Source organism: Candidatus Halobonum tyrrellensis G22 (assembly GCF_000495475.1).
Classification (GTDB): domain Archaea; phylum Halobacteriota; class Halobacteria; order Halobacteriales; family Haloferacaceae; genus Halobonum; species Halobonum tyrrellense.
Window position 1 is genome coordinate 1 of the sequence record NZ_ASGZ01000068.1, and the last position, 23,939, is coordinate 23,939.

General features: G+C 70.7%; 17 protein-coding genes. 8 read left to right on the forward strand and 9 right to left on the reverse strand.

Going from position 1 to position 23,939, the window contains the following annotated elements:
- The coding region (locus K933_RS16325) for a lysylphosphatidylglycerol synthase domain-containing protein (RefSeq protein ID WP_023395861.1) at positions 1-399 on the reverse strand (399 nt) is incomplete at its 3' end.
- Between the two features lie 163 nt (positions 400-562).
- Here K933_RS16325 and K933_RS16330 point away from each other — a divergent pair.
- The 3 genes from K933_RS16330 (at position 563) to K933_RS16340 (ending at position 3,599) form a co-directional block, all read left to right on the forward strand.
- A complete protein-coding gene (locus K933_RS16330; protein ID WP_023395862.1) occupies positions 563-2,305 on the forward strand; it encodes a DUF3604 domain-containing protein in 1,743 nt (580 codons plus the stop codon).
- Positions 2,306-2,679: 374 nt separating this feature from the next.
- Entirely contained in the window at positions 2,680-3,015 is a 336-nt protein-coding gene (locus tag K933_RS16335) for a hypothetical protein (protein ID WP_023395863.1), read from the forward strand.
- Positions 3,012-3,599, forward strand: a complete 588-nt coding sequence (locus K933_RS16340; protein ID WP_023395864.1) for a DUF6789 family protein — start codon at positions 3,012-3,014, stop codon at positions 3,597-3,599. The genes K933_RS16335 and K933_RS16340 overlap by 4 nt, the downstream gene beginning before the upstream one ends.
- Positions 3,600-3,678: 79 nt before the next feature.
- Here K933_RS16340 and K933_RS16345 read toward each other — a convergent pair whose 3' ends face one another.
- The 3 genes from K933_RS16345 to K933_RS16355 form a co-directional block, all read right to left on the reverse strand.
- Complete coding sequence (locus K933_RS16345) at positions 3,679-3,921, reverse strand: PRC-barrel domain-containing protein (RefSeq protein WP_023395865.1); 243 nt, start codon at positions 3,919-3,921, stop codon at positions 3,679-3,681.
- Positions 3,922-4,069: 148 nt separating this feature from the next.
- On the reverse strand, positions 4,070-4,654 hold the full coding sequence (locus tag K933_RS16350; protein ID WP_023395866.1) for a 20S proteasome subunits A and B: 585 nt from the start codon (positions 4,652-4,654) through the stop codon (positions 4,070-4,072).
- A gap of 115 nt (positions 4,655-4,769) precedes the next feature.
- Complete coding sequence (locus K933_RS16355) at positions 4,770-6,173, reverse strand: sulfatase (protein WP_023395867.1); 1,404 nt, start codon at positions 6,171-6,173, stop codon at positions 4,770-4,772.
- A 110-nt stretch (positions 6,174-6,283) separates the two neighbouring features.
- On the opposite strand from K933_RS16355, the gene K933_RS16360 reads away from it, so the two are divergent.
- Entirely contained in the window at positions 6,284-6,580 is a 297-nt protein-coding gene (locus K933_RS16360) for a hypothetical protein (RefSeq protein ID WP_023395868.1), read from the forward strand.
- Positions 6,581-6,813: 233 nt separating this feature from the next.
- Here K933_RS16360 and K933_RS16365 read toward each other — a convergent pair whose 3' ends face one another.
- From K933_RS16365 to K933_RS16375, 3 genes are all read right to left on the reverse strand, one after another.
- Positions 6,814-7,158 carry a hypothetical protein gene (locus K933_RS16365; RefSeq protein WP_023395869.1) on the reverse strand — a complete coding sequence of 115 codons (345 nt, stop codon included), beginning with the start codon at positions 7,156-7,158 and terminating at the stop codon, positions 6,814-6,816.
- Positions 7,097-9,208: a PKD domain-containing protein gene (locus K933_RS16370; protein WP_023395870.1), complete on the reverse strand. Its 2,112-nt coding sequence runs from the start codon at positions 9,206-9,208 to the stop codon at positions 7,097-7,099. Before K933_RS16370 ends, K933_RS16365 begins: the two co-directional genes overlap by 62 nt.
- Positions 9,209-9,412: 204 nt before the next feature.
- Entirely contained in the window at positions 9,413-16,021 is a 6,609-nt protein-coding gene (locus K933_RS16375) for a malectin domain-containing carbohydrate-binding protein (protein WP_161631430.1), read from the reverse strand.
- A 609-nt stretch (positions 16,022-16,630) separates the two neighbouring features.
- Here K933_RS16375 and K933_RS16380 point away from each other — a divergent pair.
- The 3 genes from K933_RS16380 to K933_RS16390 all read left to right on the forward strand — a co-directional run bounded on the left by K933_RS16380 (position 16,631) and on the right by K933_RS16390 (position 21,524).
- Positions 16,631-17,218 (forward strand): DUF7344 domain-containing protein, encoded by a 588-nt coding sequence (locus K933_RS16380; protein ID WP_023395872.1) that lies wholly within the window; start codon positions 16,631-16,633, stop codon positions 17,216-17,218.
- A gap of 1,019 nt (positions 17,219-18,237) precedes the next feature.
- Positions 18,238-19,572: an orc1/cdc6 family replication initiation protein gene (locus K933_RS16385; RefSeq protein ID WP_023395873.1), complete on the forward strand. Its 1,335-nt coding sequence runs from the start codon at positions 18,238-18,240 to the stop codon at positions 19,570-19,572.
- Positions 19,573-20,078: 506 nt separating this feature from the next.
- A complete protein-coding gene (locus K933_RS16390; protein ID WP_023395874.1) occupies positions 20,079-21,524 on the forward strand; it encodes an endonuclease/exonuclease/phosphatase family protein in 1,446 nt (481 codons plus the stop codon).
- 9 nt (positions 21,525-21,533) lie between these two features.
- Here the strand turns inward: K933_RS16390 and K933_RS16395 are convergent, their stop codons facing one another.
- Both K933_RS16395 and K933_RS16400 read right to left on the reverse strand, forming a co-directional pair.
- Entirely contained in the window at positions 21,534-21,824 is a 291-nt protein-coding gene (locus K933_RS16395; RefSeq protein ID WP_023395875.1) for a HalOD1 output domain-containing protein, read from the reverse strand.
- A gap of 160 nt (positions 21,825-21,984) precedes the next feature.
- Entirely contained in the window at positions 21,985-22,260 is a 276-nt protein-coding gene (locus tag K933_RS16400; protein ID WP_049947978.1) for a winged helix-turn-helix domain-containing protein, read from the reverse strand.
- A 414-nt stretch (positions 22,261-22,674) separates the two neighbouring features.
- On the opposite strand from K933_RS16400, the gene K933_RS16405 reads away from it, so the two are divergent.
- The gene (locus tag K933_RS16405; RefSeq protein ID WP_023395877.1) at positions 22,675-23,352 is read left to right on the forward strand and encodes a DUF7344 domain-containing protein; all 678 of its coding nucleotides are present in this window, start codon (positions 22,675-22,677) and stop codon (positions 23,350-23,352) included.
- Positions 23,353-23,939: the final 587 nt, after the last annotated feature.

Consider the following 23,939-nt stretch of genomic DNA (forward strand, 5'->3'; position numbering starts at 1 on the left):
GAGGAGGTTGACCACGTCGACGGCCATCACGGCCGCCAGCCCGGTCTCGTAGTCGGCGTCGGTCGAGCGGTCGAGGACGGCCGCCGTCAGCGCCTCGCCGCCCACCTGCGCGAACGGCGTGAGTCCGTTGAGAAACGTCGCGCTCGCGTACACCGCGACCGCACGCGGCGGGGAGGCGGCGACGCCGAGCGTCCGGAGCGCGACCCGCAGCGACAGCCCCCACGCGACCAGCCAGCAGGCCGCGGCCGCCAGCGCCGCGGCGACCCCCGCGGGGTCGGCGCCCGCGAGCCCCGCGAGTACGCGGTCGACGCCGGCGACCCACCCGAGACACGCGAGCGCCGCCAGCGCGACGAGGAAGCCGACGAGGACCGTCCGGGGTGGGACGAGCGGGCGCGACATCGAGCGAGCCGACGTTCACGACCGCCCGACATAAACGCGCCGCGTCGACTCGCGCGCGTCGCGACGGCCGGGAGCGAACCGGCCGGGACGGATGCGGGACCGGTGGCCGGCGAGCGTCGGGACGCCGGAAAGGGTAATGACCCGTCGCCGCCACGGGTAGGTGATGACGCTCGGTCCCGCGATACTCTCTGACGGACGCGAGTCGGTCGCGTCGTTCCTCCGGGGCGCCCCCTCGGTCCGACAGCTCCTGGCGAGCAGACACAGCGCATTCGAGAGCGCGCACCTCATCCTCCCGTCGACGGCCGTCGTCGGCGAGTCGGTGACGCTCTCGGTGCAAGCGTGGGACCGCTACGAGCGGCTGGTTCCCGACCCCGAGGCGGCGTTCGCCGTCGAGACGACCGACCCCGCGGCGACGCTCCCGACGGCGCTGGCGTTCGACGGGTCGCCGGTGGTGCGACTCGACGGCGTGCGGTTCGAGACGCCCGGCGTCCACTACGTCGCCGTCGAGCACCGCGAGACGGGCGAGCGGTTCGTGAGCAACCCCGTCGAGGTCCACGCGACCCCGCCCGACAGCCGGGTGTACTGGGGGGACCTGCACTTCCACTCGCGGCTCTCCGACGGGGTGGGCGGCGTCGCCACGGGGTTCGAGTTCGCGCGCGAGGTGATGGGTCTCGACGTGGTGGCGTGTACCGACCACGACACGATGGGGTTCTTCATCCCGCCGTCGCTCCAGCGCCGGCGGATGCACCGGCGCTACTTCGACCGGACGAAGCGGCTGGTCGACGACCACCACGACCCCGGCGAGTTCGTCACGCTGTTCGGCTACGAGTGGACCAAACAGCCCAACGCGGGCGGACACATCAACGTCTACTACGAGTCGCCCGACGCCGCGCGGCTGTTCGACTCGCGGAGCCCCGAGTCGGACACGTACGAGAAGCTGTGGGCGCGCCTCCGCGAGTGGCGCGACGAGACCGGCGAGCGGGTGCTCACGATCCCGCACCACCCCGCGGAGGCGCTGTACCCGTTCGACTTCGACGCCACCGACTACGACGACGAACTCGCGCCGCTGGTCGAGGTGTACTCCCAGTGGGGCAGCAGCGAACTCCGCGGCGCCGACGGCAACCCCAAACCGATCGGCGGCATCGGCAACGGCGAGGTGGACGTCCCCGGCCACTACGTCCAGGACGCACTCGCGATGGGCCACCGCGTCGGGATGCTGGCGTCGTCGGACATCCACGGTCCCTACCCCGGCCACTCGCACATCCACGTCGACCCCCACCTTCCGCGAGCGTCGGAGTGGCTCCGAGACGGCGTCGGCTGGGGGCTGATCTGGCGGGTCTGGAACGAGCGGAGCTACCCGGGCGGGCTCACCGCCTTCCGCGCGTCCGACCTCTCGCGGGAGTCCGTGTTCGACGCGCTCGAAGGCCGGGCGGTGTACGGGACCACGCAGCCGCGCCGCATCCTGGTCTCCTTGTCGGTGGACGGCCACCGCCTCCGCGACGAGGGGAGCGCCGTCGCCGTCGGCGGCCCCGACGCCGAGCGCCGGGTCGAGTGCTCGGTGGCGGGCACCGCCCCGCTCGACCGGGTGGAGGTGGTGAAGAACAACGCCGTCTGGCGGGTCGCGGAGCCGGACGACTCGGCGAGCGACGACGGGGCGGCGAGCGGGGAGCCCGCGGCCGCGAACGGCTACGAGCGGAGGGGCGACGCGTTCGCGGCGTACACCCTGACCGCGTCGTTCGTCGACGACGAGCCGCTGTCGGGGATCCGGTGGGACGAGCGTCGGGGGACCGACGACGACCACTACTACCTCCGCGTCCGGCAGGTCGACGGCGGGATGGCGTGGGCCGGCCCGATCTGGGCGAGCGCGGACGGCACGGACGACGCGGGCGCCGGCGGTGGGGAGTGAGCGACCGCGTCGAGACGCTCGTGGGTCGGCTCCGCCGCGCCGAGAAACGCCGGCTGGTGGAGGGACGAGCCGGGGTCAGCCCCCCTTGACGACGCGGTCCCAGTCGCCGTCCCAGGAGGTGGGGCACTCGACGACGCATCTACCGCGGGTCGAGCTACGCGTTCCGCCTCGTGTGCGGCGGTCTCGCCGGGGTCGTACTGGTCGCGCTGCGCCGAATCCCGTCGTGACGCCGGAGCGACGGTCGACTCGGCTCCGGAGACCCCCGGAGATGGGCCGCGCCGCCACTCGACCTAGAGCCGAGGTGGATACCCGGTCGTGTCCGGTTTCGCTTGCAACCCACACGTTCAACCCGACCACGCGCGAAGCCAGCCGGCATGAGAGATGTCGTCGAGGAACTCGAAGCCGTCGCGCTCCACGACCGAGTAACCGTCGAACTGGACGACGGAACGACCGTCGCGGGCACCGCCGCGCCCGTGGAGTTCGACCAGAACAATCGACTCCGGATCGAACTCCGGCCGGACGACGCCGCGGGGAGCGACGAGCGGTACGAACTCGCCGCGTCGGTCGACGACGGCGAGTGGTCGCCGGTCCGCGTCCGACGGCAGTCGGGCGACGAGGACTGGGCCGAGATGGGGGAGGCGGTGTCGGTCACGCGCGGCGACGAGCGCCAGTCTGACGACGACGGCGCCGCGGGGAGCGACGACCGATGACGCGCTCGCCGGTCGGTCGGCTGGTCGGTCTCGTCCGCCGCGGCGTCGGCGACGCGACGGGCGACCGGTCGACGGGCGACGACGCCGCGGCGGGCGAGACGAGCGGCGCGTTCGGCGCCGGGCGGGCGGCGCTCGCGGGCGGCGTGGGCGGGCTGCTCGGCACGGTCGGGATGACCGTCTACCGGCTGCCGGTGTTCCACGCGCTCCCGCCGACCGCGGAGTTCTGGGCGCAGTACGTCGGCGGCGGCGACGCCGAGGACCACCCTGTCGCGGGGCTCCTGCTCCACCTGCTGTACGGGGTGGCCGCGGGCGCGGCGTTCGGTCCGGCGTACGCCGCGCTCGTCGAACGGCTCCCCGGGGAACCGGACGCGACCGGGATGGTCGGCGGTGCCGCCTACGGCGCCGCCCTCTCGGTGTTCGGCGAGCGCGTCCTCCTGGAGGGGCTGCTCGACCGGGAGTTGGAGCGCGAGCACGCGCTGGTCTTTCACGCCGGCCACGTCGTCTACGGGCTGACGCTGGGGACGTGGCTGGGAACGCGCGAGCGGCGCGGCGACGTGTACGACCGGCAGAGCGACGGGTCGTAGCGGACCGACGGGCGCGCGGCTCGGCGTGCGGAAAGACGGAGAACGGCGACGGAACGGAGAGCGGCCGGCCGGGCCGACCTTACAGTCGGCGGAGGAGGACGCGGTCGTCGTCGACCGACTCGACGTCGGCGTCCTGGAGCGGGTAGACGTCCTCGTCGTCGTCGACGTCGCCCCAGCCCAGTTTCGACTTCACCGTCTCGAACATCCCCGGGTCGGGGTCGACGTACGCGGTCGCGTGGCGTACGTCGACGACGCGGCCGACGTCCTCGCCGTTCTGGTTGACAACCTTCTTGCCCTCGTCGTCGTCGGTGAACGTGACCATCGACTCCGATAACGTGTCGGACGCGAGATAAGCGTTGTTGCCGCATCCGGTCCGAGGCGCCCGCGAGCGGCCGATACGTTGTTCCGTGCCGCCCGCGTAGCTTCGTGATTCGTTCCGGACGCCCGAGGGGTCGACGCCGACGGCCGGGCTACGACCCGTCGTCGTTCGCGTCGCCCGCGTCGCTCGCGTCGGCGCCCGCCCCGTCGTTCGAGAGCGTCCACACCTCGACCTCGCCGCCGGTCTCGGCGTCGCGGACGGCGGCCGCCTCGACCGCGTCGCGAGCGAGCGCGGCCGCCCCGTCGGCGTCGGCGCGTGTGTCCGCGTCCTCGATGACGCCGAGCGCGACCGCCGCGCCGGTTCCGAGCGCGACGACCGGACCCTCGGTGACCGCGCCGGTCGCGCCGACGCCGCGGACCCGCGCGACCCCGTCGGCGTCGCGCGCGACGACCGCCGCCTCGACCTCGGTCATCTCGGCCGCCTCCCGGGCGAGCGCCACGACCCGGTCGAGTCCGAGCGGGTCGTCGCGGTCGAGCCGTTCCGACCGGAGCGTCGCGCCGAGTTCCCGTTCGAACTCGTCGACGCCGGCGCGGTCGCCGGTCGCCGCCGCGCCGACCCCCTCGAAGTCGAAGACGCGATCGACGTGTTTGCTCGTGACCGTCCCGTCGTGCGTCGCGAGCGAGTCGCCCGCGAGCGCTGCGCCGTCGTCGGTTTCGACCGCGACTACGGTTCCCATGTCGGGTCCGTGGGGACGGACCGTCAAGGGTGTCGTGGCCGCCCGGTCGTCGGTGGACCGACGGGGGCACGGCGGCCGGTCGCGTCGAACCGACGCCGGGTCGGCCGGGAGAGACTCAGAGGTAGCCGAGCCGTTCGAGCTGTTCCTCGGTTCCCGCGGCGATCTCCGGTCCCTCGGTCTCCGCGGGGTGCTCGGAGAGCGTCTCGTCGATCCGACCGTCGAGCGCGGCCCACTCGTCGTCCCACGCCTCGTCGACCACCCGCTCGGTTCCCTCGTCGTCGATCCGCGTCAAGATCGGTTCGCCGCCGATCCGGCGGATCAGCTTCCGCCTCCGCGTTCGGACGCACTGGAGGGCGTAGTCGAGTTCGTCGTACGCCTCGGCGGGCACCTCCCCCTCGACGTTCGATTCGAGCGCCGCGATCCCCGTGACGGGGTCGCCGTACTCCGCGAACACGGCGTCGCGCGTCTCGCCCGAGAACACGCTCCGCCCCTCGACCCCCTCGGGTACGTCGATTCCGAGCGCCTCGTAGATCGTCGGCGCGAGATCGACGTGCGAGACGAGGTCGTCCGTACGCGTGCCCGCGCGCTCCCCCCCGGGGAGTTTGATCACCAGCGGGACGTGGATGAGTTCGTCGAAGAGGCTGAACTGGTGGTACGCGCGGCCGTGTTCGCCGAAGTGTTCGCCGTGGTCGGCAGTGACGACGATCAGCGTCTCGTCGTACACGCCCTTCCGTTTCAGGATGCGCACGAGTTCGCTGAACAGCGAGTCGGCGAACGCGATCTCGCCGTCGTACCAGTCTCCGAGCGCCCGCCACTCCGCCTCGGTCGGGTCGAGGTCGCCGACCATGTAGGAGTTGCCCGCGTAGCGGGCCAGGTCCCACACGACGTCCATCCGGACCTCGTCGGGGTCGAACGACTCGAACCGCTCGCGGAAGCGCCGCGGCGCGTGGTACTGGTTGTGCGGGGAGTTGATGTTGATGAACCCGAAGAACGGCCGCTCGTCGTCGGCCCGGAGGCGCTTCTTGACCGCCGCCATCGTGAGGTACTCGCCGGCCTTGCGGTCCATCCCCCGGTAGTCGCGCGCGAGACGCGCGTACCCCGGTAGGAGGTCGAAGACGTACTCGCGCGCCTCGTCGAGCGACCGGGGGACGAACGGCACCCGGTAGGTGGAGACGTAGTCGTCGAACCCACGCGCCACGTCGGTGTCGTACCCGATCTTGGGGTTGAGCGACGACCCGAACGTCCGGTAGCCGTGCGCCGAGAGCGTCTCCGCGAGCGTCGCCGCGCCGTCGACTCCCGACCCCGTGTCGAAGTAGCCGTGCGTCGACGGGTACGTCCCGGTGAACATCGACGCGTGCGAGGGCGGCGTCCACGGGGCGGCCGCGAACGCGTCGTCGAACACGATACCGTCCGACGCGAGCGCGTCGACGTTGGGCGTCGTTCGACGGTCGTACCCGTTGACCGAGAGGTGGTCGTAGCGAGCCGCGTCGATGACGACGAAAAGAACGTTCGGTTTCATTACGGAATCGTATCCATTCGGACCGCATCACTGTTACGGCGAGGGTCGGTAACCGTTCGGTTCGGCTCGCGGGCCACACTAATTATACGTCAATAGCCAGAGTGGGAGGTATGGGAAGCGTCATAGACCGCCTGCCGACGAGCTTGCGGACGAAGAAGACCGACGTGGGAGCGCTCGAAGACGACATCGAGGAGGAACTCGACTCCAACAGCCAGATGGGTAAGGTCCGGATGCTCATGATGACCGGACAGGCGCTGTACTTCTGGCGGAAGGGACGGAAGGTCGACAGCCTGCTGCTGCTCGCCGCGGTGTTCATCGCGCCCAAGAGCGGGCGCGCCGCCTACCTCATCAACACCGCGGTCACGCTCAACACCCTCCGGAAGTACCTCAAAGGCCAGAAGAAGTAACGCCGGCCGCGCGGTCGCCACTCACCGGTTGAATTCTCGCGGCGTAGCGACCCGCTTGGTCGTTCTCGGGTCAGACTCCCGAACGGGGAGCGACGGGGACGGACGACCGGAGGGCGCCGTCGGCGTGTCGGCGCGAGCCGAGCCGTCGGCACCGAGCGGGTGAGACGCGTCGCTCGGCGGCGCGGGGGAGGGCCGAAAAATCGAGGCCGGTCGGAGACCGTGCGTCGAGGCCGCTACGGGGCGACTCGGTCGGGCGAGAGCCGCGCCGCGGGCGTGGCGTCGACGGGTTCGCCGTCGACGTACACCGTCGCGTCGCCCTCGACGGTCAGGTCGGTCAGGTTGCCGGTGAACGTGTACACGTCGCTCCAGGTGCCAGTGACTCCGCCGCTCGCGGTCGACCCGACGATCGAGTCGCCGGATTCGAGCGTGGAGCCGACGGCCGCCACCTCGCCGGCGGCCGAGAACTCGTAGGAGCTGTACTCACCGCTGCCGGTGAACCGGATCGTGTGCCGGTCGTCACCGTAGTCGGCGGGGTCGACGGGTTCGCCGTCGACGTACACCGTCGCGTCGCCGTTCACCGAGAGCCGTTCGAGGCTGCCGGTGAACGTGTACGCGTCGCTCCACGTGCCGGTGACTCCGCCGCTCGCGGTCGACCCGACGATCGAGTCGCCGGACTTCGAGCGTGGAGCCGGCGGCCGCCACCTCGCCGGCGGCCGAGAACTCGTAGGAGCTGTACTCACCGCTGCCGACGACCCGGAGCGTGTGCCGGTCGCCACCGTAGTCGGCGGGGTCGACGGATTCGCCGTCGACGTACACCGTCGCGTCACCGTTCACCGAGAGCCGTTCGAGGCTGCCGGTGAACGTGTACGCGTCGCTCCACGTGCCGGTGACTCCGCCGCTCGCGGTCGACCCGACGATCGAGTCGCCGGATTCGAGCGTGGAGCCGGCGGCCGCCACCTCGCCGGCGGCCGAGAACTCGTAGCTGCTGTACTCACCGCTGCCGACGACCCGGAGCGTGTGCTCGGTCGGGTCGTCGTCGACGGTGGTCGTGAACTGCGCGCTCTCGCTGTCGTCGTCGGTGGCGACCGTCACGTCGTGGTCGCCCGCCGCGAGACTGGCGGTGTCGTAGTCGAACGTCACCGTCTCGCTCGCGCCGCCCGCGAGCGTCAGCGACCGACTGTCGACTTGGATGCCGTCGACGCCGAGCGTGACCGTCTCGGTCGCCTCGGTGTCGCCGGCGTTCTCGACGGTCGCCGAGACCGCAACGGTGTCGCCCTGCGCGACCGACGACGGGACGGTCAGCCCGGAGACCTGGAAGTCGGCCGGGGTGAGCGCCGCGCTCACCGAGACCGTCCGCGTCGCCGTGGCGGTCCCACCGTCGTCGTCCGTGACGGTGAGTTCGACCGTGTACTCGCCCGCCGAGTCGAACGTGTGGGCGGGCGTCGCGCCGGTCGCGCTGTCGCCGTCACCGAAGTTCCACGCGTACGAGGCGACCGAGCCGTCGGCGTCACTCGACGCCGAAGCGTCGAAGCTCACCGACTGGCCCGCCTCGGGCGCGTCGGGGGAGACGGTGAACGACGCCGAGGGGGCCTCGTTCTCCGGCGGCGCCGCACTCACGGAGACCGTCTGGGTCGCCGTGGCGGTCGCGCCCTCGTCGTCGGTGACGGTGACGCCGACCGTGTACTCGCCCGCCGAGTCGAACGCGTGCGTGACCGACGAGCCGGCGTCGTCGGCGCCGTCGCCGTCGCCGAACGTCCAGTCGTAGCTCTCGACCGAGCCGTCGTCGGACGCGGCGGCGGTGAACTCGACGGAGTCACCCGCCTGCGCGCTCGACGGACCGTCGAGCGAGACGGTCGGGGCGGCGTTGACCGGGGTGACCGTGACGGTCACGGTGTCCGTGTCCGACGCGACGCCGTCCGAGACGGACACCTCGAAGGTGAGCGTCGTCTCCGCGCTCACGTCGGGCGCGGTGAACGTCGGCGCCGCGGCGGCGCCGTCCGAGAGGGTGACGCCGGTGCCCGCGTCGTCGACGACCGACCAGTCGTAGCTCAGGTCGTCGCCGTCGGGGTCGGTCGACCCGCTCGCGTCGAGCGTGACCGTCTCACCCTCGGCGGCCGTCAGGTCGTCGCCCGCGTCGGCCGACGGGGGAGCGTTGGTCTCGGGCCGTTCGACGGTGAGCGTCGTGGTCTCGACCGTCTCCATCTCCTGGCCGTTCTTGGTCACCAGTCCGGTCGCGGTGATGTCGTACTCACCGCTGTCGGCGTCCTCGGGGACGGCGACCGTGTACGTGGTCGTCTGGTCGCCCGTGACGTTGCTCGGGTCGAACCAGATCCACTCGTTGCGTTGTTGCTGTGCGATACCGGTGCTCGTGCTCTCGGTGATCGACCACCCGTCGGGGAGGTCGACCGCGAGGCCCGCACCGACGGTGTCGAGGGCGTCGACGTTGACCGTCGTCGTGACCTCGACCGTCTCGCCCGGGGCCACCGTCGCCGACGAGGGCGACTGGGTGACCACCAGGCCCTGGGCCGCCGCGGCCGTCCCCACCGGTCCGACGACCGAGAGGACGAGCGCGAGCGCCACCAGTGCGGCGGTGGTCCGTGTCGTGAAGTTTCGAACGCTATCGTTCATTTGGTGTGTGTTGTGTCGTGTCGTGTGTGGGCTGTGCGTCGTCGTGTGACCGGGTCCGTCCCGGCGTCTGAGCCGACGAGGGGGTCCTCCGGCGGGGAGCCGTCATCGGCGCGCGGCCGGCGCCGGCGCTCGGGGCGCTCCGGAGCGCCGCGGGGCGAACGCCGGCGGCCGCGCGTGTCCCGCTCATCGGTGTCGTACGCGCCGTCAGGCGCTCTCCTCCGTCCCGACGATCTCGATCGCGCGGACCTCCGGGTTCTCGGCCGCGCCGGTCTCGAAGGCGACCGTTATCGCGCCGTCGCCGTCCTCGGTGACGGTGAAACTCTTCGTCACGCCGGTCGCGTGGCCGGCGTCGGCCACGGGGTCGTACTGGTTCAGCACCTGCTGACCCTCGATGGAGACGTTGAACTGGCGGTCACCCGCCGCGTTCGTGTCCGGGAACGAGTTGGCGAGCGAGAGCCGCACCTCGACCGTCTCGCCGGCGTCGACCGTGAACGTCCACGTGGAGTTGCCGTACCGCTCGCAGTCGAACACCCCGTCCGGGGTGGACGAGGGGACCGACGGGCCGGCCGTCACGTCGTCGCCGCCGCAGTAGTTGCCCGCGCCGGAACTCGCGACCGACGCGAGGTACGGCGAGCCGGTGTCCGCGACGCCGGTCCAGTCGGGACCGTCGTCCGTCGCGGTGACCGTGGTGCCCTCGCCCGCGTTCACGCGGTGGAGCACCTGCGCGGCGCCGCTCGACTGTTCGTAGTCGAGGGCCACGACGTCCGACGTCCGGCCGGTGTCGCCGTCGGCGTCCGCGACGGTCGCCACGAAGTAGTCGACGTTCGACGCGGAGAGGCTCACCGGGAGGGTGGCCTGACCGTTGGCGTCGAGCGTGACCGTCTCCGTGTCCACCGACGCCGCGGAGTCGATCTCGTAGTCGTCCACGTCGTAGCTGCCCGACAGGTCCGCGCCGACCACGTGGGTCAGTTGGACCGTCGCGCCCGCCGGCCCGTTCAGGGTCAGCGTCTGGTCGGTGTCGTCGACCGTCGCCGCGACGTGAGCCGGGAAGTCGGTGCCGCTCAGCGAGACGTTCGCGACGCCGAGCGTCGGCGCCGCGGGAACGTCCGCCTTCGCGGTGGCTTGTGCGCCGCCCGCGCTGCCGTCGGCCGCCAGGTCGGTCGTCTGCGCCGACCCGTCGGCGTACGCGACGGTCACCGAGCTACCGGCGATCTCCAGCCCCGAGACGGAGCCCGCACCGCCGCTCCCGCTCGCGTTCTTGATCGTGGTCGGGTCGAGGTCGATCGAGAAGCCGACCGACTCGCCGGGGTCGAAGTCGTCGAACCCGACGGTCATCACGTCGTACCCCTCGGCGTCGTCCTGGCCGTTGTGCGGCTGGGCGAACACGTCGCCGTCGGCGGTGCTGACGACGCCGACGCCGTCACCCGACTGGCTGTCGATGCTGAGCGGCTTGGCGGTGCTATCGCCGGCGGTTCCGTCGGGGTCGAACACCGCGTCGGGGACGAGACTCCCGCTCACGTCGAACGTGACCGACTCGATCGCCTCGTCGCCGGTGTTGGTGACCTCGAACGAGTTCCCGCCGTAGGTGCTCGCGTCGACCCCGCCGTTCTCCGTGACCGCGACGTCGGCGGAGCCGGTGCCGGTGTCGGTGCCGTCGTCCGACCCGTTACCGGCTCGGCTCACCTCGATCGCGGAGACTTTCGCGTTGTCCGCGACGGTGGTGAACTCGGCGTTCAACTCGCCGTCGGTCACCTCGACCGTGACCGTCTCCGTGACCGCGGCGTGTGCGCCGCCCGTCTCGGCGTAGATGTCGTAGTCGTTCAGGACCTGCTGGCCCTCGACGGAGACGTTGAACACGCGGGCGCCCGCGCCGCCGTCGGTGGCGACGCCCTGGTAGAGTTCGGCGAACGAGAGGTCGACCTCGTAGGTGCCGTTCTCCACGGGCACGTCGTAGCCGAAGTCGCCGTACCGCTCGGTGTAGTACAGCTGGTCGTCGTCCGTGTTCGCGATCTCGGGAGTCGCGGGCGTCTCCGAGCCGCCGGTCGCGAACGTCGACCCGCCGTCGAAGTTCGTGTCCGCCGCGTACACCGTGCCGTCGGCCGCGGTGTACTCGGGACCGCCGGCGTTGACGGCGAACACCGTCTCGTTCTCGCCGGCGCCGTCGTCCGCGGACGCGTCGTAGTGGAGCACCACCACGTTCGAGGCGAGTCCCGTGTCGCCGGAGACGTCGCCGTGTGCGGCCACGAAGTAGTTGTAGCCCGCGTCGTCGTCGTCGTCGGCGCCGTCGGTCAGCGTGACCGGCACCGCCGCCTCGCCGTCCGAGTCGAGGGTGGCCTCGTAGTACTCGACGCCGACCACGTTGTTCGCTTCGAGCGCCTCGACGTCGTAGCCGCCGTCGGGCACGTTGCTCAACGCGAGTTCGCCCTCGACGCGCACCAGCGAGACCGTCTCGCCGGGTTCGCCGGTGACCGTGACGGTCTGGTCCGCGTCGGCGACCGTCGCGCCGCTGTGGTAGTCGTCGAGGACCGACCCGTCGAGCGAGACGTTCTCGACGCCGACCGTCGGCGCGGGCGCCTCGCTCGCGTTCACGACGGCGGTCGCGCCGCCGTCGGAGCCGTCACCCATCAGCTGGGTGGTCTGGGTGGTCCCGTCCGCGTAGGTGACCGTCACCGTCGAGCGGGCGAGTTCGAGCCCCGAGACCGGGCCGGCCTCCTGGGAGCCGACCGTCGCGCCCTTGATGCTCGTCGGGTCGTTGTCCGCCCAGAACGTCGCCGTCTCGCCGCTCTGGAAGTCGTCGAACGCGACGGTCATCACGTCGTAGCCGTCGTCGGCGTTCTGGCCGTTGTGCGGCTGGCTGAACGCCTCGCCGGTTCCGGGTTCGGTGACGATGCCGGTACCGCCCTCGCTGACGATGTTGAGACCCTCACCGGTCGGGTCGCCCGCGGTCCCCTGCGGGTCGAACACCATGTCCGGGAGCGTCGCGGTGCTCAGGTCGAACGAGACCGACGTGATGTTCGCCTCGCCGGTGTTCGTCACCTGGTACGACCCGGAGCCGTACGTCGACTGGTCGACGTTGTCGCTGTCGGGGGTGACCTCGACGAGCGCCGACCCGACCGCGTCGCTGCCGTCGCCGACGGACGCGCCGGTCTCCCAGAGGTCGGTGAGCGCCAGCATCTCGCTCAGCCCGATGGTCTCTCCGCCCGTTCCGGGAACTTCCGCGCCGGTCTGGTACCAGTCGATGGCGGTCAACAGCTCCTGTTGGCTGACCGTGGTGTCGTCGCCGGCGCCGTGGCTCGCGACCGCCTGCACGACGGTCGTCGTGCCGGCGTCGCCGTCGGCGTCCTCGACGGTCACCTCGACCGTGTCGGTGGTCGCGTCGGTGCCGTCGGAGACGCTGACCTCGAAGGTGAGCGTCTCGTCGCCGTCGACCTCGGGCGCGGTGAACGACAGCGTCGCCGAGTCGAAGTAGCTCAGTCCCGCGTCGGGACCGCCGGTCTGCGACCAGGTGTAGCCGAGCGTGTCGCCGTCCGGGTCCGAGGAGTTCGAGGCGTCGAGCGTGACCTGCTCGCCCTCCTCGACGGTGACGTCAGCGCCCGCGTCGGCCACGGGGGCCCCGTTCGCGGGCGGGGTGACGTACTCGACGGAGAGGTCGGTCCACGTCGCGTCGAACGTCGACTCCGCGCTGTACGACGTCGAGATGACGCCGACCGCCAGCCCCGTGCCGTCGGAGCTGTCGAGCCACGACGCCGGGACGGTGGTCTCGCCGACGTACGTCCGCTCGCCGCCGTCGGCCGTGTAGTACGCCACGACGGTGTCGTTGCTCGGGTACACCGTCATCGAGAGGTCCGTGTCGTTGCTCGGACCCACGACGCCGGCGTCGGCCGGGTAGGCGACCTGCGAGAAGCCGTCGCCGGTCTCCCCGCCGAACTGGACGCCGCCCTGCCCGCCCTTGGCGCCGACGACGAGTTTCAGGTAGTTGTCCTGGTCGCCGTTGCCGATGTAGATGCCGAGTCCCTGGTAGTCCGAGGGGTCGGCCGGCATGCCGTTGACCGTCGTGGAGACGGTGAACGGTTCGTCGGGCGCGTCGACGCCGCGCTGGAACGCGAACTGCTGGTCGTTGTTCGTGGCGTCGCCCGCGGGGACGTTCTCGACCGTCAGCACCTGCGCCGCGCCGCCGACCGTCATCTGGTCGGGGTCGTACAGGTCGGCGTAGTCGGTCTCGCCGTTCGTCATCAACCCGGTCCAGCCCTGGCCGTTCTCGCCGAACAGCTGGGTCTCCGAGAAGTCCATCACGACCGGCAGCGACGTCGTGGTCCCGTTGTCCGCGTCGACCGCGAACGGGTCGAAGGTGTCGGGTGCGCCGTCGTTGTCGTCGTCGGGGTCGTTGACGTTCGACGTGCCGTCGTCGTCGAAGTCGGCGGGCGTCGACGCCGCCGAACACGGGTTCGTCCCCGCGTCGAGTTCGTCGGCGTTGTCGTAGCCGTCGTCGTCCTCGTCGAGACTCGCGTCGTCGGCGCCCGTACACTGCGGTCCGTCGCCGCCGCCGGTGTTGCCGTAGTCGGTCGGCTCGAACACCGTGATGCCGCCGCGGGCAGTCCAGACGGTCCCGGGGAAGGGGTCGTCGTCGCCCTGCGTGGTGATGCCGAGCGCGCTGAGGTCGCTGAAGAAGTTGCCGTCCTGGTCGGTCACGCCGTCGCCCGCGTCGGTGAGCTGGACGCGCGTGACCGAACTGGAGCCGACGACGACGAGCAGGTCGCCCTGCATCTTCTCGCCGAAGTTCGAGGCGGTGTACTCCTCCATCCCGCCGGTCCACCCGAAGGTGTCACCGAGGGAGTTGTCCTCGCTCGGACTCTGGTAGTCGCACTCGACCGGGTTCACCTTCGAGGCGGGAACGGGGCTGTTGGCCTCCGTGATGTTGAGGACCATGTTGCCGTCCGCGTCGTAGACGTCCGCGCCGGTCGGGTTGCCCCGGGTGGGGTTGGGGTGACCCGCGTAGCTCCCCTCGCTCGCGAGGTGGAGTTGGTCGCCCGTGCCCGAGCCGGGGTCGTTCGGCTCGTTTGTACACATACCACCGGGACCCTCGTCGACCGGCTGGTCGCCCCAGCCGCCGTTCGGGCCGTTGTCGATGGCGTAGAGCCGTCCGTCCGCCGTGAGTGCGACGTCGTACGGGTTGCGGTAGCCCGACGCGTACACCTGCACGGGACCGTTCTCGACCCACTTGGCCTGGTTGACGCCGTCGTCGCCGCCGAACGGCAGGTCGTCGCCGTCAGTGGCGTCGTCGGTTTGGATCGTCGGGAGGGCGTAGTAGAAGTCGAGGTCGGGGTACGACCCACTGCTCCCCTGCGGGTCGTAGCTCTGGAGGCTCTTGGCCGCGTAGTCGGCCTCGATCTGTGCGAGGTCGACCGACAGCACCGCGGCCGACAGCGCGTACTCGGGGGTGTGCCCGAAGTTGTTCGAGGGCGCACCCTGGTTGGTGTGGCCGCCCTGTGCGGCGTACAGCGTGTCGCCGTCCGCCGAGAGGGCGAGCCCGTTGGTCGCGTGGTTCTCCTCCGACCGCGGCAGGCCGACCACGAGTACGTCGTGGTCGACGCCCGCGAGGTTCCCCTCGGCGTTCCAGTCGAACGTCAGCCGGGAGATGGCGCCGGAGTTGGTGTCGGTGTCGTCGTCGTCCGTCCCGACGTCGATCGTCGGGTCGCTCGACGAGACGTACACCACCGGCTGGGCCGCGGTGCCGCCCACCGTCAGCCCGGTCACCTGTCGGGTCCCCTCGCCGGGGACGTAGTTGCCGTTGTCGTCGTGGTTCGGGATCTCCTGGATCGCGCCGATCGCCTCCTGGGAGTCGACGGTGTAGTCGTTCTCCGCGGTGCGGGTGACGTCGAGCGCGTACACCATCCCGTTCTGCTGGGCGACGTACAGGCGGCCGTCCGGGCCGAACTCCAGCGCCGTGAGCGGCCCCTGGTCGAAGCCCTCGAGGGTGCTCTTGCCGAAGCCGACCTCCGCCGCGCTGGTCCCCTCGCCGGAGAGGGAGACGTTCAGCGGCGAGTCGACGCCGGTGTGTGCGACCTCGAGGGTCGCGCTCTCGGCGCCGAACTCGGACGGCGAGAACGTCACCTCGACCGTCGCGGAGTCGCCGGGCGCGAGCGTCGTCTCCGAGGGCGCCCCGACCGCGAACGCGTCGGCGCCGTCACCGGCGACCGAGACGTCGGTGAGGTCGATGCTCGGGTCGCCGTCGCCGCCGAGGTTGGTCAGCGTCACCGTCTCGGTGGCGCTCTCCCCCGCGACGACGCCGCCGAAGTCGACGCTCAACGCCGCGCCGAGCGTGTCGGGTTGGGGCTCGGCCGCGACGATCTCTATCGCGGAGACCTTCGCGTTGTCCGTGACGGTGGCGAACGAGACGTTGATCTCGCCGTCGTCGGGCGTGACCGCGTACGACTTCATCACGCCCGTGTTCGCGCCCACGTCGGCGTAGATGTCGTAGCCGTCGAGTTCGAGGTCGCCGCCCTCGACGTTCACGTCGAACACGCGCGCGTCGGCGCTGTCTTGGTATATCTCGGCGAAGTAGAGGCGGACCTCGTACCGCTGGCCGCTCTGGATGCCGTCGGTGAACGACCAGTCCATGTCGCCGTACAGTTCCGTGGTGAACAGGCCCGTGGGCGTCCCCGCCGGGACGGAGTCGTCGAGCGAGACCGACGCGTCTCCCGAGTACGTCGACCCGTCCGAGACGCTCACTCCCGCCGTGGATCCGGGCGTCGTCCAGTCGGGCCCGGCGTCGGTCGAGGCGACCGACGACCCGCCCGCGTTCACGCGATACACGGCGTCACCCGGGGCTGCGACGGCGGGGGCGACCGCGCCCCCGCCCGCCGGTCCCGTGGTGGCCGCCGCGACCCCGATGGGGCCGACGGCGACCGACAACACCATGACCGCTGCCAGTAATACCGTCCTTGCCGTCTCCGCTCGTGATGTTTGTCTCATCTTACACGTGCGGCCGTCCCCAAGCGATACCGCATGATTGTTATTAATGAACTGCCGTGTAGTCTCGGACGCCGACACCCGCTCTGTCCGGACGAGAGGTCGTCTCTCGCCCATCGAGACGGGTAACTGGCACCGCCGGACCGCCGGCAACGAGGACGTACGAGGGGGGCGTCCCGACGGCCCACGACCGGGGGCGGATCCGAGGGACGCGAGACCCGGGAGTAAGGAGTGGTTACACCCCACACGCCCGGCCCGACGGCGGCGGAGGTGTCGCCGTCGCTCCCGCCGGAATCGTGGCGGCTACGGGCGGTACGCTCCGCCTGCGACCCGGGGCGCGCCCCGCCGTCCGCCGGGGATGGATTCGCCGAGCGGGGCGATAATCGAACCCTGAGGCCGGTAATGACAGCGTCGCATACTCTTGTGGGGGGGGACCGTACCGCCGGTAGTGTAGTGAGCCTCCGAAACCAGGTTCGGGGTGACCCCCCGCGCGAGGAGTCGCGGTTGACCCGCGAGGACGTCTTCTCGCTCCTGAGCAACCGGCGGCGCCGGTACGTGCTGTACAGCCTGCGGAGCGAGGACGGGACGACGACCATCGGCGACCTGGCGACCCGGATCGCCGCCTGGGAGGCTGAGGTCGCGCCGGCGGCGGTGGGGTCGCGTCGGCGGAAGGTGGTGTACAACTCCCTCCAGCAGTCGCACCTCCCGCGTCTCGCCGAGAACGACCTGGTCGTCTACGACCGCGAGGCGGGGACGGTCGACCTCACCGACCGCGGCGCGCGCGTCGGCGACTACCTCGCACGGGTGCCGGGGCGCGACCGTCGGTGGGGGTGGCTGTATCTCGGGCTGGCGGGCGTCGCCTGTCTCGTCGCCGTCGCCCACCTCGGCGGCGTCCCGCCGGTGGCCGGGGTAGCGGGCGAGGTGTGGTTCACGCTGTTCGCGGCGACGCTCCTGTTCGTGGCCGTCGGCAACGTCTCGACCGAGTACGTCGGGCGGTCGTCGGTCGAGGAGCCGCCCGAGCGGACGGGCGAAGAAGGGTAACCGCGGGCGCCGGAGGGCCGGCGGGGACCGGACGCCGGAACGGCCGAGAGGAACGGTCGCCAGTCGGGTCCCAACGGGGCGACCCGGTCGGGCGAGAGCCGCGCCGCAGGCGTGCCGTCGGCGGGGTCGTTCGTCCAGTAGCTCGCGTCCTCGTTCGGGTGGTTCGTCACCGCCGGCACCGACCGCCGACCACGGCTCCGCCCCGCCTCGACACCGGCGGGCGGCGACGGGCCGCCAACCCCAAACCTGCGCCGATACGGCCGTGAAACCGATTTTACTGCGGACGGAGTGGGGTCGACCGACCGGGGAGACGGCGGTCGCGGTCGCGCCGCGAGCGACGTGCTACCCCACCGCGTCCGCCGTTGTCGGGCGCGTTCGAGCGTCAGGGGTCCCACGAACGGAACGCAGGTTCGACCGAAACGGCGGGCGGAGCGAGATACCACCCTCGGCGGGAATCGAGCGACTGTCGGGACCGTTCGACCGGTCGCTACTCGGGCGGCGGGCGTTCGGTCGGGTCCTCGAACGAACGCCTGTCGTCGACGCCGAACACCCCACCGCGTCCGTAGTTAGGTTGACACGATCGGGGGTGGAACAGCGGACATCGTGGTGTGCGGCGGTAGATCGAATCGAGAAGTTGGCGGTAGAATCCCTAAGACGGGAGATAACGAGGAGATAGACGTTCAAACGGAGCCGTCCACACACTCCCCCCACTGTGTCCGCCGTTCTTGCGCCGAAGGTGGGGGTGGGGGGTCGCGAGCGGTTTGTTTCACTACCCACTACTCGTTTTATTCTCGACGAAAGTGGAGTACGGTGAACTACGGCTAGATGGATTATAAAACTACCGCCGGTCTAGAGCCTCCCGTCCGAGGGGGGAGGGGGAGGTTCGGAGCGAGAACAGCGGACATAGTGGGGGGAGTGTTCCCCCCGTTTCCTTTAAGTCAGCGAGAACAGCGGAAACAGCGGACGCTCCGGACGCGGTGGTTTTATGCTCGCGTACGAGAGAGCGTGCGTCGAACACGATGGGGTTGTTCGAACGGGACACGGAGATCTACCGGGACCGGGACGCGCTCCGGGAGGACTACCAGCCGGCGGAGTTGGTCGGGCGCGACGAGGAGTTGCGGACGTACCGGGCGGCGCTCCAGCCGGTGATCAACGGCGAGCAACCGAACAACATCTTCCTCTACGGCAAGACGGGGGTGGGGAAGACCGCGGCCACGCGCTATCTGCTCGAACACCTGAAGGACGACGCCGCGGAGTACGACGACATCGAACTCACCGTCGTCTTCCTCAACTGCGACGGGCTGACCTCGTCGTATCAGATCGCGACGCGACTGGTCAACGAGTTCCGGGGGGAGGCCGACCAGATCAGCACCACGGGCTACCCACGCGCGAGCGTCTACGAGATGCTGTGGGACGAACTCGACGCGTGTGCGGGGACGGTGCTGGTCGTCCTCGACGAGGTTGACCACGTGGAGGACGACTCGATCCTCTATCAACTCCCGCGCGCCCGCGCGAACCAGAATCTCGGCGACGCGAAGGTGGGGATCGTCGGCATCTCGAACGACTTCTCGTTCCGCGACGACCTCTCGCCGAAGGTGCGGAGCTCGCTGTGTGAACAGGAGATCCACTTCCCGGCGTACGACGCGACCGACCTCCAGAAGATCCTCGAACAGCGCGTCGAGGTGGCGTTCCACGAGGACGTCCTCGAACCCGGGGTGATCCCGCTGTGTGCGGCGTACGGCGCGAAGGACGCGGGCGACGCCCGGCAGTCGATCGACCTGCTGATGAAGGCGGGCGACCTGGCCCGGGACGACGACACCGACGTGGTGACCGAGGACCACGTCGACGGCGGTCGGCGGGCGCTCGAACGCGGCCGGATCAAGGAGGGGATCACCGGGCTGACCCAACACGGTCACCTCGTGTTGTACGCGCTGCTCACGCTCGAACTCGAGGGGGACGCGCCGATCCGCTCTCGGGACGTCCGCCCGCGGTACACCCGCTTCGCCGAGATGGCCGACCGCGACCCGCTGGTGCCGCGCCGGATGCGCGACCACCTCTCGGAACTCGCCATGCTCGGCATCATCTCGGTCACCGAACGGAACGAGGGCCGCCGCGGCGGCACCTACCGCGAGTACGCCCTCGACATGGACGTCGACCTGATCCTCGACGCGATGGAAGACACCGTCCGCGACGTCGGCGTCCACGGCTCCGTCCAGGACTTCCTCATCCGCGGCGACGCGCCCGACGACAACGGGGCGGGTCAGCACGGCGGTTCCAAGGGGTTCGACGCCGACCGGTCGGACTCGGCGTCCGACGACGACGGCGGCCGCGACCTCACGAACTTCGGCGACTGAGTTCGGCGACTGAGTTCGGCGGCCGCCCCTCGGCGACCACCCTCACCGACCGTCTCCCGGCGACCGATTCCCGGCGACCGATCCCCAGCGTTTCTCCGGACACGGTGGTGTCGACCGACCCGGTCACCGGGGGTCGGTCGCCCCGACCCCACCGTGTCCGCTGTTCGTGGGCGATCCGGGCCGAGAACGGGTGGGTTACTCCACATCTGCTTACTCGGTACTGACTGCTCTACCTTGTTTCGTACCGAATACGGCCGAACGAGACCGAAACACACCACTGTGTCCGCTGTTCTCCCGCGTCGACTCCCGAAGAACAGCGGACATCGTGGTGTGTCGGGCCGGCGGACGCGCCGGGTGGACGGCCGTGACGACCCCACCGCGTCCGCTGTTCTCCCGGTCGGGTCACCGTAATCGGAACCGACCGCGGCGAGTCGGACCCGCCCGGTTCCGGTCGGCGCTCGCGACCGTCGAAACGCCTTACCCCCGCACGGCCGAACGGTCACCGGATGCCAGTCGAGGTCACCCGTCGGGCAGCCCTCCTGAGTCTCGCATCGGGCGTCGTCGTCGGGCGCACGTCGGCGACCGGGCCGAACCGGTCCGCCGACCCGGTTCGCACACCCGAACCGACCCGAACGACCCGCGGGGTCGACGCGACCGACGACCCCGCGGTCACGCTGGCGACGCGGAACCTCTACCTCGGCGCCGACCTGTTCCGCCTGTTCGCCGAACGGGAGGGGTCCCCGGCGGCGGTGATCGGGTCGCTCCTCCGGCAGGTCGACGCGAGCGCGGTCGAACGGCGGATGGACGCCATCGCGGGCACGCTCGCGTCGACGCGGCCGGACGTCGTCGGCGTTCAGGAGGCGGCGCTGATCCGGACGGACGAGTCGAGCGACGGGCGGGACGTGGACGACCCGGACGCGACCACGGTCCGGTACGACTTCCTCGAACTCCTGCGCGAGGGCCTCTCCGCGCGCGGCGCCGCCTACGACGTGGCGGTCGTCTCCGAGACCACCGACGCGGAGTTCCCCGCGCTCGTCGACGACGAACGGGTCGACGTTCGGCTGACCGACCGCGACGCGGTGCTCGTCCGTCGAGGGGTGACCGAGGTTACCGACACACGGACGGCGACGTTCGACACCGCGCTCACCGTCCCCGTCGGCGACGGGTTCACGCTCACGCGGGGGTACGCCGCGGTCGACTTGCGCGTCCGCGGGCGCGACCTCACCGCCGCGAGCACGCACCTCGAACCCGCCGACCCGGCGGTGCGGACCGCGCAGGCGCGGCAGCTCCGGTCGGCGGTGTCGTCGTCGCCCGCGGCGGTGCTCGGCGACCTGAACGACGGCCCGGCCGACCCGACGCAGGGGACGGACCCGGGCGCCTACGAGGTGCTGGCGGAGGCGTTCGACGACGCGCACGCCGCGAGCCGTCCGGACGGTGCCGTCGAACCGACCTGTTGTTTCCCGCCGTCGCTCCGGGACGGCGACCCGGAGACGGCGCTCACCGGACGGTACGACGTGGTGCTCTCGCGGGGACTCCGCCCGACCGCGGCGCGGCGGGTCGGCGTCGACCCCGACGCCAGAGTCGACGCGGACGGCGACCTGCTGTGGCCGTCGGACCACGCGGGCGTCGTCGCGTCGTTCGACCCCGCGGGGACCGGCGGCTCGACGGCCGCTCCCGGTCCGACGGCGACGACCGGGACGACAGCGACCAACGGGACGACCACGTCCGCGGCGCCCACAGCCGCCACACCGCCCGCCGACACCGCGTCGCCCGCCGCGACCGCCGCGCCGTCGACGCGGGGGACGACGGACGCCGAGCCGTCGACCGGGACGGCGTCTACTGGGACGGCGTCGACCGGAACGGCCGCTCCCGGGTTCGGGGCGCTCGCGGCGGTCGCCGGCGCACTCGCTGCCGGCGCGGGGCTGGCCTGGCGGTCCAACGACCCGGAGTGACGGGCCGGCTCAGGCGCGCGTGACGACGATCTGCCCGTCGGACGTGAGCGTGACGGAGCAGCCGGCGTAGGTGAAGTCGACCCGGCCCGGCCCGCGGTTGTCGCCGGAGAGCGCGGGGGTGAACAGTTCGGCGAGCGCGTCGCTGTCGATCGAGGCGTCGAGCGGTTCGAGCGACTCGGTTCGCTCGTCGCGGAGCTGTGCGACGCTGGTCACGATCGTCGTGACGACGGAGTCGGGTTCGGTCGGGTCGCAAGACGACAGCAGCCTGTCTTTCCCTTCGGGTGCGGACTGTCGTCTCATCGGTGTCGAGGCTTCATATCGGACGGTGTATATATATTATGAATGGGGCAGGATACCACACCTCGAACCCGGGTAGCCGGTGGCTCACCCGGGAGAGGGACGGCGATCGGGGCGGGGCCGGCGTCGGCCGGCCCGCGTATCCGCTCGCGTCCCGGGCGCGTTATACCAGGCCCTCCGCGTTGAGACGGCGCCAGACGCGCTCACCGCGCTCGGTGATCCCGTAGACGCGCCCCTTGCGCTGCTCTTCCGAGACGAGTAGTTCGACCATCTCCTGTTCGCGGAGGTCCGAGAGGCTCCGGGAGACGTGTGTGATCGCGATCCCCGTGTCGGTCGCTAGCTGCGACGGGGTCGCCGGCCCTTCGAACAGTCGCTCGAGCACCCGCAGTCGGTAATCGGACCGAAGTACGAAGCTGAGCGTGTCCCAATCGTCATCCATGTGTATGTGAGTTGCCGGCAGATGGTACCGAACGGTGATAAGAAGGGTAGATCGTGTACGCCCTGTTTCAGGCGATATGAGGTACTTAACGAGCGAATACACCGTATTATGCCGAGTAGTCACCGGTTCCACGCTTCCGAGGACGCGACCGACCGTTCTGTCCTCTCCCATCCGACTCGAACCCGGGAACACTCTCCCTTATCGATAAGTAGTGAGTAATTACTCGGCCCGTCACCGAGTAGGGACCCGACTACTCCCGGATTCGAGGCGGTTACATTCGAGATAACTCCCGTCGGATCGAGTACATAAATTACCGTCTACTTACTGGTTAGTGCCTCATTGCCCGGTAGGGGCAGGCCGTACACATCCAGTATAACTATACCATCTGGATGAATGGTACTCGCCAGGGAGCCCATGACAGAAACGAGTCTCAGCACGGCCGACGACGCTCCGAGCGATTCCACCGCGTCGAACGGGGGGGCGGAGCTGGCCGAGTCCACCGGGCAGGGGGAACTGGACGTAGGTGCCGAGGGGGAACAAGGCGACGTTAATGCGCCCGAACCGCTCACTACGAACGATATACACTCGCTACTCAAGAACCAACGGCGACGGTACGTCCTCGAGTACCTCCGGGACAACGACGAACCCGTCCGCCTGCGTGACGTGGCCGAACAGATCGCCGCCTGGGAGAACGACAAGGAACTCAAGACGATCACGTCGAGCGAGCGCAAGCGCGCGTACGTCGGTCTCTACCAGTGCCACCTGCCGAAGATGGACGACGCCGACGTCGTCTCGTTCGACCAGAACCGCGGCGACATCGAGATCGGTCCGAACGCGGACCAGCTCATGTCGTACCTCACCGACGACGAGGAGACGGAAGAAACGGACGCGGCCGTCCACTCGTGGGCCGACCGCTACCTCGCGGTCTCCGGCGCGGCACTGCTGGTGACGGTCGTCGTCGCGGCCGGGTTCGGCGCGAGCGGCGTCGGGGTGGCACTCGCGGCGCTCACGTCGCTGTCGGTCGGCGCGCTCTCGCTCGCCGAGAAGCGATCGCTCGCCGCCGACGACGGCGACGACGAGACCGCGGCGTAACGACGCGACACACCCGCCGGGCCTCGGGGACGTGACCCCGTTTTCGGTCTTTTTCCACCGCCGACGAGCCGCGGCGCCGCTCGTCGTCGACTCGCCGCCGTCGCTTTCGTCTCCCCAACCAGCCGACGGCTTCCCCGGCGGACCCCGTCGGGGGTGGACGCGCGGAACCGTCCCGCCGGCTGACTCCCGGGAGTTCGAGACCGTGGTCCACCGTTCATCGGGCCTCCCGCGGCCGGAACCCCGCGGACGGCACCGGCACGCCTGACGGTCTCGACACGCCGGTCGCCTCCGGTCGAGGCGCTTCGGCGCGGGGGGACAGCCGGAACGTATATGAGCCTCGGTTACGATATACCACTCACGCGGGGTTACCCGCGGTTCACCGAACCTCGATCGTGTGGCAACGTGGGAACGCCGCGCCGGCCGCGCCGGCGCCCGTTCCCGTTCGGTGCCTTCTGGCGTCGCCCGACCACAGAGCCGCGCCTCCGTTCGGGCGACGCCGACTCCGGCGAACGACGAGCGGCGGCACTGTCTCGACGGGTCGACGACTCGGAGGGACGACGCGTCCGATCGGTCGGGTAGCCGCTCGG

Bases quoted from the DNA above. Each gene is read 5' to 3' on its own strand.
- K933_RS16330 (WP_023395862.1), top strand. From the start codon at position 563: ATGACGCTCGGTCCCGCGATACTCTCTGACGGACGCGAGTCGGTCGCG.
- K933_RS16335 (WP_023395863.1), top strand. From the start codon at position 2,680: ATGAGAGATGTCGTCGAGGAACTCGAAGCCGTCGCGCTCCACGACCGA.
- K933_RS16340 (WP_023395864.1), top strand. From the start codon at position 3,012: ATGACGCGCTCGCCGGTCGGTCGGCTGGTCGGTCTCGTCCGCCGCGGC.
- K933_RS16345 (WP_023395865.1), bottom strand. From the start codon at position 3,921: ATGGTCACGTTCACCGACGACGACGAGGGCAAGAAGGTTGTCAACCAG.
- K933_RS16350 (WP_023395866.1), bottom strand. From the start codon at position 4,654: ATGGGAACCGTAGTCGCGGTCGAAACCGACGACGGCGCAGCGCTCGCG.
- K933_RS16355 (WP_023395867.1), bottom strand. From the start codon at position 6,173: ATGAAACCGAACGTTCTTTTCGTCGTCATCGACGCGGCTCGCTACGAC.
- K933_RS16360 (WP_023395868.1), top strand. From the start codon at position 6,284: ATGGGAAGCGTCATAGACCGCCTGCCGACGAGCTTGCGGACGAAGAAG.
- K933_RS16370 (WP_023395870.1), bottom strand. From the start codon at position 9,208: ATGAACGATAGCGTTCGAAACTTCACGACACGGACCACCGCCGCACTG.
- K933_RS16385 (WP_023395873.1), top strand. From the start codon at position 18,238: ATGGGGTTGTTCGAACGGGACACGGAGATCTACCGGGACCGGGACGCG.
- K933_RS16390 (WP_023395874.1), top strand. From the start codon at position 20,079: ATGCCAGTCGAGGTCACCCGTCGGGCAGCCCTCCTGAGTCTCGCATCG.
- K933_RS16395 (WP_023395875.1), bottom strand. From the start codon at position 21,824: ATGAGACGACAGTCCGCACCCGAAGGGAAAGACAGGCTGCTGTCGTCT.
- K933_RS16400 (WP_049947978.1), bottom strand. From the start codon at position 22,260: ATGGATGACGATTGGGACACGCTCAGCTTCGTACTTCGGTCCGATTAC.
- K933_RS16405 (WP_023395877.1), top strand. From the start codon at position 22,675: ATGACAGAAACGAGTCTCAGCACGGCCGACGACGCTCCGAGCGATTCC.